Annotated in this window: 9 protein-coding genes and 1 riboswitch; of the genes, 2 read left to right on the top strand and 7 right to left on the bottom strand. The window is 26.7% G+C overall.

From position 1 onward, the window contains the following. The first annotated feature begins 205 nt into the window (after positions 1-205). The gene (locus NGI68_RS11940; protein ID WP_251861793.1) at positions 206-1,171 is read left to right on the top strand and encodes a BglG family transcription antiterminator; all 966 of its coding nucleotides are present in this window, start codon (positions 206-208) and stop codon (positions 1,169-1,171) included. A gap of 102 nt (positions 1,172-1,273) precedes the next feature. On the opposite strand, the gene NGI68_RS11945 is transcribed toward NGI68_RS11940, so the two are convergent. The 7 genes from NGI68_RS11945 to metF form a co-directional block, all read right to left on the bottom strand. Then, positions 1,274-2,851 (bottom strand): ABC transporter permease/substrate-binding protein, encoded by a 1,578-nt coding sequence (locus NGI68_RS11945; RefSeq protein ID WP_251861704.1) that lies wholly within the window; start codon positions 2,849-2,851, stop codon positions 1,274-1,276. Next, entirely contained in the window at positions 2,844-3,989 is a 1,146-nt protein-coding gene (locus tag NGI68_RS11950) for an ABC transporter ATP-binding protein (RefSeq protein WP_251861705.1), read from the bottom strand. Before NGI68_RS11950 ends, NGI68_RS11945 begins: the two co-directional genes overlap by 8 nt. A 290-nt stretch (positions 3,990-4,279) precedes the next feature. Next, complete coding sequence (locus NGI68_RS11955) at positions 4,280-5,773, bottom strand: DUF4179 domain-containing protein (protein ID WP_251861706.1); 1,494 nt, start codon at positions 5,771-5,773, stop codon at positions 4,280-4,282. Beyond that, entirely contained in the window at positions 5,766-6,338 is a 573-nt protein-coding gene (locus NGI68_RS11960; protein WP_251861707.1) for a sigma-70 family RNA polymerase sigma factor, read from the bottom strand. Before NGI68_RS11960 ends, NGI68_RS11955 begins: the two co-directional genes overlap by 8 nt. Positions 6,339-6,755: 417 nt before the next feature. Then, positions 6,756-9,134: a homocysteine S-methyltransferase family protein gene (locus NGI68_RS11965; RefSeq protein WP_251861708.1), complete on the bottom strand. Its 2,379-nt coding sequence runs from the start codon at positions 9,132-9,134 to the stop codon at positions 6,756-6,758. Beyond that, positions 9,124-9,804 (bottom strand): vitamin B12 dependent-methionine synthase activation domain-containing protein, encoded by a 681-nt coding sequence (locus NGI68_RS11970; RefSeq protein ID WP_251861709.1) that lies wholly within the window; start codon positions 9,802-9,804, stop codon positions 9,124-9,126. The genes NGI68_RS11965 and NGI68_RS11970 overlap by 11 nt, the downstream gene beginning before the upstream one ends. A gap of 224 nt (positions 9,805-10,028) precedes the next feature. Beyond that, on the bottom strand, positions 10,029-10,916 hold the full coding sequence (metF, locus tag NGI68_RS11975; RefSeq protein WP_251861710.1) for a methylenetetrahydrofolate reductase [NAD(P)H]: 888 nt from the start codon (positions 10,914-10,916) through the stop codon (positions 10,029-10,031). A gap of 127 nt (positions 10,917-11,043) precedes the next feature. After that, positions 11,044-11,143: riboswitch (SAM riboswitch) on the bottom strand. A gap of 454 nt (positions 11,144-11,597) precedes the next feature. On the opposite strand from metF, the gene NGI68_RS11980 reads away from it, so the two are divergent. Beyond that, a complete protein-coding gene (locus NGI68_RS11980; RefSeq protein ID WP_251861711.1) occupies positions 11,598-15,260 on the top strand; it encodes a collagenase in 3,663 nt (1,220 codons plus the stop codon). Positions 15,261-15,622: the final 362 nt, after the last annotated feature.

The raw sequence follows: 15,622 nt of genomic DNA on the forward strand, positions 1-15,622 counted from the left end.
TATACTAGCACCACTATATAGAACATAAGTATAATATAAATTTATCAAAATCCGATAAAATATATATATATATAATCACTATGTTTCTAAAATCACCCCAGCAACTAGTGACATAAAAAATACAGATGGAAAAATAATAGAATATGTTATTAATCTATTAGATACCATTAATGATATTTATAACTTTGATTTAAGAGAAGATAAAATATTATTTAATGATTTGATAATTCATTTCAAATCTATTCTAAGCTCAAAATACTATAATTTAAACAAGATTAATCCTTTAATTAATAGTATAAAAAATAACTATCCGCTAGCATTTGAAATTACCTTAACTTCTATTGAAAAAGTTTTTAAAAATAGTATATATGATTTTACAGAAGATGAGATAGGTTATGTATCTTTACATATTGGTGCTGCTATAGAAAGATTTTCTCAAAATAATATTAAGCATAAAAATACTGTTATCATATGTGGTTCAGGATACGGCTCAAGCAGATTATTAGAAGCTAAAATAAATAAGGTATTTCTTGAAAAGCTACAAATAATTGACTGTTTATCACTAAATCAACTTGATACATATAATCTATCCAATATAGATTTAATAATTTCTACTATACCCTTAAAGCATAAAGATATTCCTGTTGTTTTTGTAGACTTTTCTTTGATAAGTAAAGATATTCAAAACATCTCCAAAACAATTACAGATAATTCTATAATATCTACTAAAATATTATCAGAGTATTTCAGTAAGGAGCTTTTTATATATGAACCACAAGTATCTAGTAAAGAGGATTTATTAAATTTAATGTGTGATGCTTTAAACAATCAAGAAATAGTTTTTCCATCATTTAAGAAATCTGTGCTATATAGAGAAACTTTATCTCCTACTAATTTAGATGATTTTTTAGCCATTCCTCATCCTATGGAGCTATCATCTATAAAAACTAAAATCTGTGTTGCTATACTAAAGGAACCAATAATTTGGAATAAAGATATTTCTGTTAAAGCTGTAATTATGCTAGCTATAAATAAAAATGATTATTTTGAAATGGGAACTATCTATGACATATTTCTGAAAATTATCAATAGTGATACTTTAAAAGATAAGCTAAGCACTTGTAGTACTTTTGATGAATTTATTTCTGTATTAAATTCAACTTCGGGTTAGTTTTATAAATTATAACAACTTTTATGCTGTCATTACCAAAAAATAATTATAAATAAATAATAGGATTAAAATGATTATTTCATCTTAATCCTATTATATGTTTTAGTCTATTAATCCTTCTTTCTTTAAGAATTCTGTTGCAACTTGCTTAGGATCCTTTTTGTTTACGTCTACTTCATAGTTTAAATTTCTCATTTTTTCATCAGTTATTTTTCCATCTAATTTACTTAATACTTCTCTAAGTTCTGGATATTTTTTTAATGTGGTTTCCTTTATAATTGGAACTGCAAAATAGTCTGGAAAGAAGTGCTTATCATCTTTTAAAATAACTAAATTAAATTGTTTTACCATACCATCTGTTTTAAAAGCATCTATAACTTGAGTTTCGTTATTGACTAATGCTTTATATCTTAATCCACCATCTATTGGTTTAATACTTTTAAAATTCATATTATATGCTTTATTTAGCCCTATAATCCCATCTTGTCTATTGTTAAATTCTATGGTAGGCCCTGCTATTATATTAGCTGATTCTCTTGATAAATCTGATGTAGTTTTCAAATTATACTTATTTGCAATATCCTTTGTAGTTGCCATAGCATAAGTGTTATTAAAACCTATAGGATTTAATACTTCAATTCCAAATTTATCTTTGAAATCTTTTTTAACTCTATTATAAACATGTTGTTTATTTCTATTAGGTTCCTTAATTTTTAAAATATTTCCATAGGCGGTACCTGTATACTCAACATACATATCTATTCCACCACTTTTAAGTGCATTAAAGCTTACTTGAGTTCCTCCTAAATTTAACTTTGTTTCAACATCTATATTTGTTTTATCTTTAATTAACTGCTCTAGCATATTTCCTAAAATAAGTTGTTCCGTGAAATTTTTTGAACCTATAACTATTTTTTTCTGTGTCATTCCTATTATTTTAGGAGCTATTAGTGATATCAATATACAAACTCCAACTATTGATGCTATTATAGTATTTCTTTTTTTATTTGTAGCACCTCTCTTTACCTTCATGGTACCATCTGCTTTTTTTATACCATTCGGCATAGTTGCATCCTCTATTTTACCTGTTATATAGTCTATTATCAAAGCCAATATGGCTGCTGGGATAGCACCAAATAATATAAGGTTGTTATCCACAGTTTGTATTCCTGAGAACACTAAATACCCAAGTCCCCCTGCACCAATAAAGGCTGCTATAGTCATAAGTCCAACAGATGTTACAGATGCTATCCTTATCCCTGCCATTATTATTGGCATTGCTAAAGGTATCTTTATTAATTTAAGAGTTTGAGTATTTGTCATACCTAGACCTTTAGCGGCTTCCAACATATCTGGATTTATATTGGTAATTCCGGTATAAGTATTTTTTATTATTGGTAACATTGAATATAACACAACCATAGTTATAGCTGGTGGTGATCCTATTCCTATTACAGGTATCAAAAATCCTAAAATAGCTAAGCTTGGTATAGCTTGAGTTAAGTTTGCAAAGCCTATTACTACTTTAGCTAACTTTTTATTTTTAGTAATAATTATACCAAGTGGTACTCCAATAATAACTGCTACCAAAACTGATATTAAAGTAAGTTCTATATGTTCCCCTAGAAGAGATAATATTTGTGCTTTTTTTAATACTAGCTGCTCTATAAAACTATTCATGTATTATCTCCTCCATATCTATATATTGACTACTTAAAACTGATATTAAACTACTTCTTGTTATAAGTCCTAAAAGTTTTCCATGACTATCCCTTACAGGCAAATAGCCTCTTTTTAGGTTGTTAAATTGGTCTAATAGTTCTGGCAGACTAGTATCTCCAAGAACACATTCTGGATTTTTATTCATTACTTCCTCAACCAATTTGTTTTTTTCTTTTATTTTTAGAATATATTCTAAAGTTATATAACCAAGTAACTTTCTTTCTTTATCTATCACTAATAAACTATCTACTTTTTTATCTCTCATTATTTCTCTTGCCTGCAAAAGATTTCTCTTAGGAGTAACTATTATGGGAGTTGTTATCATAACATCTTCTGCTCTTATCATTTCTGGCTTAGTCCATATTTTGTTTTTACCTACAAATTCCTCAACATACTCTCCTGCTGGATTTTTTAATATATTTTCTGGAGTATCATATTGAAGTAATTTTCCATCTTTTAATATACAAATTTTATCTGCTAAGTTTAAAGCTTCATCCATATCATGAGTAACAAAAACTATAGTTTTTCTATATTCCTTTTGAATATTAAAAAGTTCTTCCTGAAGTTCTGCTCTGGTTATAGGATCCAATGCACTAAATGGTTCATCCATCAAAATTATTTCTGCATCTACTGCAAAAGCCCTAGCCACTCCAACCCTTTGTTGTTGACCTCCACTTAATTCAACTGGATATCTATCCATGTATTTTTCTGTATCTAATCCAACCATATTTAATAATTCATTTGTTTTGTTATCAATTTCTTCTTTAGATTTGCCCATAAGTTTGGGTATTATTTCTATGTTTTCTTTGACTGTTAGATGGGGGAAAAGACCGGTTTGTTGTATTACATATCCTATGCTTCTTCTTAATTTTATTGGATCTACTTCTTTTATATTCTTTCCATTGACTAATATTTCTCCCGATGTAGATTCTATTAGTCTGTTTATCATTTTTAACAATGTAGTTTTTCCAGAACCACTAGATCCTATTAATACAACTAAATTACCCTTTTCTATTTCTAAATTAAATTTTTCTATTACACTAACATCTTTATAACCTTTTTTGATGTTCTTAAATTCTATTATAGTATTCTTCATAAATACTTAACTCATCTTCCTCTCTTATGTTTAAAATTACATTTATTTGCATACTAGCAACTTACTCCTTGGACAAGTTGTATCTTTAATGCTAACACATCTATATACATATATCAAGTTTTGTTAAAAAATCCTCTTACATACACATATACTTATTGTTTTTTTTATTGTCTATTTTTATGTGTGAAAATACAATTATTTGTCTAAATACAAATAAAAAAGAGTATCTTACTTTTTAGTGAAATACTCTTTAGGTTCTATAATAACAAATTCTACAGTTCTTTTAATATTTATTTAGTAAGATCTATTCTAAACTTTAAATTATTTCTTATTTCATAATATCCTAAATCATTAGTACCTATCTTATATTTTTTATTTTTATCTAAAGGCTGAAATTCCATTATATACTCATTAGGATTATTTTTATCTTTTTTTATCTCCATATTATTGTCCTTTCTTTGTACTCCATTATCTTTATCATCCATTATGAATAGCTCTTTAGCTTGTAAAAATGCTGCATTTCCTTCTACTTTATATTTAACTATAGTTTTATCTTTATTAGTTTTTATTTCTTTTATTATAAGTTTACCTAAATTTCCTTGAGAAAGCTCTATTGGATATACTCCATTTATATTTTTATATACTGTTGGTATATATATTGATCCATCAGCAGATTTATATTTTTTGTATTCTTCCCTATCAAAATTAGTTTTATATGGTATCACAGTTAAATACTTGGGAATAGATTTTAAAGCAACAAAATTAAGATTATAAGCAAAGTCCTTTGAAGCCTCTTTTTCATATTCCTTAATATTTGAACCTTTTAGTGTAATTTCATTACCTTTATCATCAAAAACAAACCATTCATCGTATTTATATAAATTTTGCCCTGTTGACATTTCTCTCTTAAAATCTTCTTGTCTCATTTTAGCCGCTTCCTTACTTTTATCTTTGTAAGTACCAGTAACAGTTATATTAGTATTCATAGGTGTAAAGCTTACTTTTTCTACCTTAACAAGTGCATCTTCAAAGTACACTTTAATATGGGGCTTAAATACACTAGAATTCCTAGATGCCTCATCCTTTGAAACACTAAATTTAAAATTCCAATTTCCTTGTACACCATATATATTATTTATATTTAAATCCACATCAAAGTTATTTTTAAGATTCATATCCCTTATACCTATACTATCCGAATTTATATAAGTATTACTATCTAAATATTTACCATCAGAACTACCGCCACCACCATAAGACTCTTTACCATCTATCTTAATATATGGAACTAAACTAAAGTAAAAAGAACTAGCGTGTTTTCTTTCTTTAACTATATTTTTTATGTTTCCTATAGTTTTTATAGTATAACTTATCATTAATTCGCCCTCATCGCACACCACTTCGTTTATAGTTAAAGTTATGCCTTTATCAGTAACACTTTTATTTATTATATTGGAATATTTTTCATATTGTCCTTCCTTAGGTACTTCATTACCTACTAAAGCCTGAATTACTGTTTTAAATTCTGAAATATTTTTTGCAACAGCAGTTATATTTATACCAATAAGAATTACGGCTATTATTAAAGAAGCAACCATAGCCTTACCTTTAAATCCTTGTCTAGTTTTTTTATCTTTAACTTGCTTTAACAAATTCTTTTTTAATCTCTTTTTCCTCAAATCATCCATGTTTAAATCTTGTTTTTCTTCATCTTCATTTTTATCCATATTAATATAATTAAATAACTCCAATATATCCTTATCTTCAAATATATCCCTATTCATTTACACACTCCTCCTTATGTAAATTTTCTAACTTTTTTTTTAAAATTTTTCTACTTCTGGAAAGTCTGTTATCAACTACACTCCTATTTACACCTAAAAACTTTGCTATATCGACTATATCTTCCTGTATTAAATATCTTCTTATAAAAATTTCTCTATCTATGTCCTTTAAATCTTTTATCATTTTTATAATGTCCTGTTTATTTTCCTTTGACACAATGAAATTTTCTACCTGATCTTTTGATTGAAAATTATAATTTTCAATACAATCTAAATTTGTATTTTTAATAATTTTTTTCTTATAATTTATTGCTTTATACTTTGCCACAGCTTTAAACCAATATTTAAAGCTTCCCTTTTCTTCATGAAACTTATCTATGTTATCCCATAGACACATAAATATATCATTGATACATTCATCTATATAAGTTGAATGATCTTTAGAACCAAATACTGAAAATACTACTTTATATATATAATCGCAATAAGTATCAAAAGCATATTCCAAAGCTTTAGGATTTTTATCTTTTAATTCATTGATAAAATTCTCTTCATTTATCTGCATACTTACCTCCTGATGATGATTTGTAGTTATATTCCATTATACTAAATAATTACTAAAAGGCCTTTCATATACTAATACAAATGTTTTTATAACTTTCTATCATAAAATGAATTTTTTCCTAAAATTATTTCTTCATGTAGAAATATTAAAATTATCTTTACTATGTTAAGAACAAATATTCTGAAAGGCATCCAAAAGAAAAATATAAATATAAACTATATAAAATGATTTCAATAATTATGTACAAGTAACTTTAATAATACAAATCTATCTATATTCTCATCCTTTTATATAAATTTAAAAAGGTAAACTGTATCCTGCAGCATAGCACAGCCTCTTTTCTGTGTCTATTCTACAGGATACAGTTTACCTAAATTTCTTATTTTATAAAGTTTAATTTTCTTATTAATATAATTTTTAAAAGCCTCCAAAAAATCTTTTAGCTATATCTACTGCTTCCTTTGCATCTTTAGCATAATAATCTGCCTTTATCATTTGTGCATATTCCTCATTAAGAACTGCTCCTCCCACAAAAACTTTGCAGTCTACTCCACGCTCTCTCAAAAGCTTTATGGTATTTTCCATGCTCTTTACTGTAGTAGTCATAAGGGCACTTAATCCAACTAATTTTATATTATTCTTTTTTGCTTCTTCTACTATTCTTTCCTCTTCAACATCTTTTCCTAAATCTAAAATATCAAATCCGTAATTTTCTAATATAACTTTAACTATATTTTTCCCTATGTCATGAATATCTCCCTTAACAGTGGCTATTAATATTTTGCCCTTGCTTATTTTAGGGGAATTACTATCTTTAAAATTCTCTTTTATAGCTCCAAAAGATTTTTTTACTGTTTCTGCGGATTGAATTAACTGTGGTAGAAATATTATACCCTTTTCATATTTATCTCCAACCTCATCTAGGGCAGGAATTAATTCTTTATTTATTATGGAAAGTTCCTCTCTATCTTTAAGAAGCTCCTTGGTTTTATTATATGCTTCTTCTTTTATTCCTTTAACAACCATTTCTTTTAAAGTTAAATCATGATTTTCTGTTTTAGGGCCATTGTGTTTTATATCTTTATTACCATAAGTCTCTATATAATTTACAGATCCTTTATCTTCATTATTTAAAACCTTAAATGCATTTATAATATTTATCATTTCTTTATTATTAGGATTTAATATAGGTAAATCTAATCCTGAGTTAAGACTCATAGCCAAAAATGTTTTATTTATAAGCTCTCTATTAGGAAGTCCAAAGGATATATTAGATACTCCAAGTACTGTTTTAACTCCTAATTTATCTTTAACCAAAGTTACAGCCTTAAGAGTCTCTCTAATTTCTTCTTGCTGTGCTGATGCTGTTAAAACCAAACAATCAATAAATACATCCTCTCTTCTTATTCCATATTCTAATGCTTTATTAACTATTTTTTTAGCTATTTTTAGTCTTTCTTCAGCCTTTTTAGGTATACCTTTGTCATCTAAAGTAAGACCTACAACTGCAGCTCCATATTTTTTTATTAATGGTAATACATTTTCTAATATTTTGTCTTCCCCATTTACAGAATTAACTATAGCTTTACCATTGTATAATCTTAATGCACTTTCTATAACTTTAGGATTATTTGAATCTATTTGAAGAGGTGTATCTATTATAGATTGAATCTCCTTTATAACTTTTTTTATGGTTTCTTCTTCATCTATTTCTGGGAGACCAACATTTACATCTAATAAATCTGCCCCAGCTTCAACCTGATTTATAGCCTCTTTTAATATATAATCTATGTCATTATTTTTAAGAGCTTCTTTAAATAGCTTTTTTCCTGTAGGATTTATTCTCTCTCCTATTATCTTAACACCATCTATTAACACGGCATTTGTAGCAGAACATACACCAGTTATATTTTTTTGTTCTAACTTTTTTACTTTTACGTTTGTTAAAGCACACGATATTTCTTTTATAAACTTATCTGTAGTTCCACAACATCCCCCTACTATTCTTACTCCTTTTTCTACAATACTTTTTTGAAAATCTGCAAATTCTTTAGGTTTAACATCATAAATAGTTTCTTCATTTATAACCTTGGGAAGACCAGCATTAGGCTGAACCATTACAGGTATGCTTGAATATTTTATTAATTCATCTACAATATCACCTAATTCATTTGGTCCTAGAGAACAATTAATACCTAAAGCATCCACTCCTAATCCTTCTAATGTAAGAACCATGGATAAAGGAGTGCATCCTGTGAAAGTTCTCTTATTTTTTTCAAAGGTCATAGTACAGAACACAGGCAAGTCTGTATTTTCTTTTACTGCTAAAATTGCTGCTTTAGCCTCGTAAAGATCTGTCATAGTTTCTATTAAAATTATATCTGCTCCACTTTTTTTACCCTGTACAACTTGTTTTTTAAAAATTTCATAGGCTTCTTCAAATTTTAATGTTCCCATAGGCTCTAAAAGTTGACCTATTGGTCCTATATCCAATGCTATAAGTATTTCTTTATTTCCTTTTGCCACCTTTACATTATTTATGGCTGCATCTATAATGTTTTCAACAGAAAACTCACTAGTTTTAAGTTTAAGTTCATTTGCTCCAAAGGTATTAGTTGTTACAACCTGCGCTCCTGCATCTATATATTTCTTATGTATATTTATTATTTTTTCCGGTTGTTTTATGTTTAAGTCCTCTGGCAAATCAGAAATCTTAAGACCTGCTTTCTGAAGCATTGTACCCATAGCACCATCAAATATTAATGTATTATTTTTTATATATTCTCTAACATCCACATGTCTCACCTATCCTTCTAAAATTACAGCTTTCAAATTTATTGCATCCATTACAAGATTTCTTTTTTACTACAGTCTCTTTTGGAATTATACCTATAATGGCAGTTACAGATTTTCTAGGTATTAGTATATTATGAGATGAAGCTGTTAATCCAATAGTTCTCTCCGCATTCAATGATTTTAATAAATTTCCCTGTACTGATATATCTAGATCACCATACCCAGGGCTATATCTCCAATTTGTATTTAGATTTTCTTTATCTGCCTCTTTTTTTATCTTATTTTCTACAAAATCGCAATATGCTTCTATTGCTGTTGTAGCACAGGCATCTAAAATCACTGCTTTAGTCATATTAAATTTTTCATAATATAATATTTTTCTATCAATATTGCTTCCTAATGTAGCTGCCATTACACAGCATTTATTAGATGTTTTAAGATGATTTGCAATATCCTTTCCCTGAAGTTTTAAATGAATATCTATTAAATGAACTTGATTATCTATTTTAATTCGTGAATATTTATAAGTACTTCTTAAAGTTGATAAAATTTTTATTTCTTTTATACACTCTTCTATGAGAGTATGTATTTCACTTGATATATTCTGCCCCCTATATGCTAAATATCTTAATATTTCATTTTTATCTATATTTAAATTATTGTTTTCCATGCTTTTCACCCTATCTATCAAAATTACAATATTAATTTAAATCTTTATAATTTCTGGGTATACATTCATATTTTCTTATATAGAAACATAAAATATTCTATAATTAAATAACTAACTTATAAATATTTTGTTTAATATAAATTTAAAATTATTATAATCACATTTTATTTCTCATGATTTACCCTACGATGAGAAATTTCTACATGCCATATTAAATACAAATTTTAAACTGCTATATCTTTATTTATAGAATTAAATATGGATTTTGTGCTTTCTGTTATTTTCTTTGCTATATATGGATTATTCATTGTATATAAATGTATTCCTTTTACTCCACTGGATACTAAATCTACTATCTGTTCTACTGCATATGCTATTCCAGCATCTCTAATAGCATCTTTATCATGTTCATATTTATCTAATATTTTTATAAACTTTGTTGGTAATGTAGCACCGGATATTTTAACTATTCTCTCAATTTGTTTTTTATTAACTACAGGCAGTATTCCTGCTTGGATAGGTATATTTATATTATTTTCCTCAGCTTTGTTTAAAAATTTATAAAATAAGTTATTGTCAAAAAACAATTGAGATATTAAATGTTCTGCACCTTGGTCTACCTTTCTTTTTAATTGTTTTACATCCTCTTCTAAACTTTCACATTCAATATGTCCTTCTGGATAGCAAGCCGCTGCCACTCCAAAATTATTACTTGTTTTTATTTTATTTATAAGCTCAAAAGCATAATTATATTCTCCCGTAACACTTTTATCTTTTGGGATATCTCCTCTTAGTGCCAATATATTTTCAATATTATTATCCTTAAGTTGATTTAATATTAAATCTATATCACTGCTAGTTGAATTTATACAAGTTAGATGTGCTAATGCTTCTATGCCATATTTATTTTTCACCAAAGATGAAAGTTCACAGGTTTTATTGTCTCTTAAGCTTCCCCCTGCTCCATAGGTTACGCTTATAAAATCTGGAGTTAAATCTTTTAGCTCTTCTAAAGTATCATATATTGTATTTATAGATGATGTAACTTTCGGTGGAAAAATTTCAAAGGAAAAAACCAATTTCTTTTCGTTAAATAGTTCTTTTATACGCATTTTAAAGCCTCCTAATATTAAAACAATTTTTGTAATTTATATAATATTTAAAATATTCAAACTGAGAAACTTTAAAATAAAAAACCTAAAGGATAAATCCCTTAGGTTTGAAATTCCTAGATGTATATCCTCATCTCTCAGCTTATGCTGCAGGATTTAGCACCTTATAATTATATATAGGTTGCCGGGCTTCGCAGGGCCAGTCCCTCCACCTCTCTTGATAAGTGTGAAATTTTAACTTACTAAATTTTAAGTGTAATTATATACTAAAAAACTACCATTGTAAAGATTTTTTTAATATTTTTTATTAGAAAATATTTTTATACTTTAAACATATAAAATTTATATAAAAATCTATAAAGTAAATTATTGAATATATCTGTTTCATTCTTTGATTTTATTTGGAAATTTTTATTTTTTTATTCTAATTTATAATTAAAGTGCTACTATAAATAAATTGCTATTTATATGAAAAATTTAAGTTATGTTAAATAATTTTTAATTATAAACATTATTTCATATAATTATTTATTTTTACCTTAAATAAATTAATTTGCATTTTAACCAAATATATGTATAATAAATAATATATTACTACTTTAATATTTTTATTAATAAAATTAAACTTTTTATTAAATATTAAGGTAATACAAATAACATTTATTTTGTGAGGTGTAAATAATGAAAAGAAAATTTATTAAAATGCTGTGCTCATTAGCAATGACTTGTATGATAAGTGGAAGTTTTGCAGCTAGAGTATATGCATCCCCTAAACCTATTACTAATACTAATAAAGCTAATATTTCAACAAACAGTAATAATCCTGAGAGAATTCCTACTACTCAATCTAAGCCTTTAGGTTTAAATTATGCTAAGGCTAATACAAAAAAATATTCCTTTAATGATTTAAACAGGATGAGTACTAGAGAAATTTTAGATCTAACTTCTAAAATAAAATGGAATGATATTTCTGACCTTTTTGAGTATAACGGAGATACTTATGCTTTTTATTCAAATAAAGAACGTGTACAAGCATTAATAGATGGTCTATATGAAAAGGCTCAAACCTATACTAGTACGGATGATAAAGGAATTGATACATTAGTTGAAATTTTAAGATCTGCATTTTACTTAGGTTATAATAATGATTCTTTAAAATATTTAAATGATAGAGCACTGCATGATAAATGTATACCTGCAATGCTTGCTATAGAAAATAATCCAAACTTTAAACTAGGTGAAAAAGGTCAAGATACAGTAATTAATGCTTTAGCTAAACTTATTGGTAATGCTTCTTGTAATGCTGAATTAGTTAACAAAGCCACTCCTATTTTAGAACAATATTATAGAGAAATGAGCACTTATCCAAAGGATAAAATAAAAGCCGATGGTGTTTATAATATTATGAAACAAGTAGAATACGATATATCACAATATACATACGAACATAATATTAGAGACGGTAAAAATACTCCTTGGAATAATAAAATAGATACTTTTATAAATGCTGTCTCAAAATTTGCACTTATATCTAATATTACAGAAGACAATGCTTGGATTGTAAACAATGGTATTTACTATACTAGTAAATTTGCTCCATATCACACTAATTCATCCGTTCCTCATGCAATATTAGATAAATGCCTTCAAACACTTCCTGCTTATAGTGACTCATACTATGTGGCAGTAGAAAGATTAAAAACAGATTTTAACAGTAAAGATTCAAAAGGAAACCCTATAGATATTGACAAATTAATTGAAGATGGTAAAAAGCATTATCTACCTAAAACTTATAGTTTCGATAATGGAAAAATGATCATAAAAACTGGAGATAAAGTAGATGAATCAAAAGTTCAAAGACTTTATTGGGCATCTAAAGAAGTAAAATCTCAATTTCATAGAGTAATAGGCAATGATAAACCTTTAGAAAAAGGTAATGCAGATGATGTTTTAACTATGGTAATATACAATAGTCCAAAGGAATATAAACTTAATAGAACTTTATACGGATATGGTGTAGACAATGGTGGAATGTATATTGAAGGTGATGGTACTTTCTTTACTTACGAAAGAACTCCTGAAGAAAGTATATATAGCTTAGAAGAACTTTTCCGTCATGAATTTACTCATTACTTACAAGGTCGTTATCTAGTACCAGGCTTATTTGGCAGAGGTGATTTTTACAAAGGAAATAATTCAAGAATTACATGGTTTGAAGAAGGTTCTGCAGAATTCTTTGCAGGTTCAACTAGAACTTCTGTACAACCTAGAAAATCAATGGTAGGTGGAATAGGTAGAACTGCTCAAGAAAGATTTACTGCAAATAAAACATTACATTCAAAATATGACGATGGATGGACTTTTTATACATATGGCTATACTTTCTCAGATTATATGTATAATAACAACAAAAAACTTTTCAGTGATTTAGTAACTACTATGAAAAATAATGATGTTAAAGGTTATGAATCTATAATACAGAAATTAAGTAGCGATCCTCAAGTTAACCAAAGCTACCAAGATCATATGCAAAAATTAGTTGATAATCAAGAGAATTACTCAATACCTTTAGTATCTGATGATTATATGAAAAAATATGATAGCAAAAGTTTAGATGAAGTAAAATCTGATATTGAAAAAACTATAAATTTAACAAATTCAAAAATAACTAAGGAAAGTTCTCAATACTTTGATACTTACACTCTAAATGGAACTTACACACTAGCTTCAAACAAAGGTGAAGTTAATAATTGGAATGACATGAACAATAAGATTAATGAATCTTTAAATAAACTTGATAAATCAGGATGGGGTGCATATAAAACAGTTACTGCTTATTTCTCAAACCCTAGAGTAAATTCAAATAATCAAGTTGAATATGATGTTGTTTTCCATGGATTACTATCTCATAATAAAAACTTTAATGAACAACCAACAATTAAAGTTGACTTCCCTAAGACATGTAATGCAGATGAGGAAATTAAATTTTCTAGTGAAGGTTCAAAAGATGACGGTAAAATAGTTTCTTATAGTTGGGATTTTGGAGATGGTTCTACTAGTAGTGAAAAAAATCCTGTTCATGTTTATAAAAATGGGGGAACTTATGCAGTAAAACTTACTATTACAGATGATAAAGGTCTAAAAGCAGAAAAAACTTCAAATATAACTATAAATAAAGTTTTAAAAGGAAATGCAAAGTCAGAAAAAGAAGACAACAATGATTTTCAAATGGCTAACCCAGTTTATTCTAAAGATTTAGTAAATGGTTCTGTTAGTTCTAAAGATAGCAGAGATACTTTCACATTTAATGTTACTAAACCTTCAGACATAACTATAACTCTAGAAAAAAATAATAAAGATAACGGAAAAGTAACTTGGCTTTTATATAGTGATGAAGATAAATCAAACTATATTACTTTCCCTAAGAAACAAATAGGAAATCAGCTTTCTGATACTTTAAAAATAGATAAGCCTGGTAAATATTATTTAGTAGTTTATGTCTCTGATGGAGAAAAAGCTGATTATAAATTTAATATAGACGGTGCCATATCAGCCTCTGCAGCAGGTGATAAAGATACTGACAATAACAACAAAGATGACAATACCGATGCAGATAAAGATAAGATAGTTATATCAGAAAAAGAAGATAATAATTATTTTGATAAAGCTAATAGAGTTTGTAAAAATCAATCAGTAAAAGCTTTGTTAGATAGTAATGATGCTAATGACACTTATTACTTTGATGCCTTAGCTGCTGGAACCATAAATGTAACTATGGAAAATACTGATAATAACTCTAATACATTTAATTGGCTTGCTTATAGTAGTGATAATACAAGTAAATATATTGCATATCCTACTAAAAAAGAAGGTAATAAGCTTTCTGGAAGTTTCAAAGTAGATAAACCTGGAAGATATTATATAGTAGCATATAAAAATTCTACAAATAAAATCAACTATAAATTAAATATAGATGGTAATATTGATAATGCTCCACTTAAAAATGATATCCATGAAAAAGAAAACAATGATTCTTTCAAGTCTGCAAATAAAATTGTTCTTGATGCTCCTGTATTAGGGGGATTAAGCGCAAATGATGTTCAAGATACTTATTCATTTGATGTAAGTGAAGCTAAGGATTTAGATATAAAGCTAAATAATTTAAATAATTTAGGATTAACTTGGACTCTTTATAGTGAATCAAACTTAAACAATTATATTGCTTATGGTTCAAAATCAGGTAATACCATAATAGGAAAATCTCATGTAACTCCTGGTAAATATTATCTATGTGTATATAAATACTCTGGTAACTCTGGTAATTACTCATTTACAATAAAATAGTTTTGTATATTAAAACTTAAATTATTTTTCACATAAATACACTATTGAATAATTCTATTCAATAGTGTATTTATTACTTTAATTTTATATTTTAATATAAAATTTTATTGTTCTACTATTCCAATTATATAAAATCTTCTCCAAATACCCTATGTTATGTTTATGTTTTTAATATTACTTATTTATACTTTATATTAATTTACTCAATTGGATTCATTATTAAATTCATTTTTTAATATAACCATTAACATTCCTTAGAATATAGTCATTATAATTACAAACAAATTATAATTACTTAAATATGCTTAAATTAACTTGATTAATTCCTTATAAATGCTTATAATTAATTTATAAAGTTTTAT

It is taken from the genome of Clostridium sp. Marseille-Q2269, from assembly GCF_943736985.1.
Taxonomy (GTDB): Bacteria; Bacillota; Clostridia; order Clostridiales; family Clostridiaceae; genus Clostridium_F.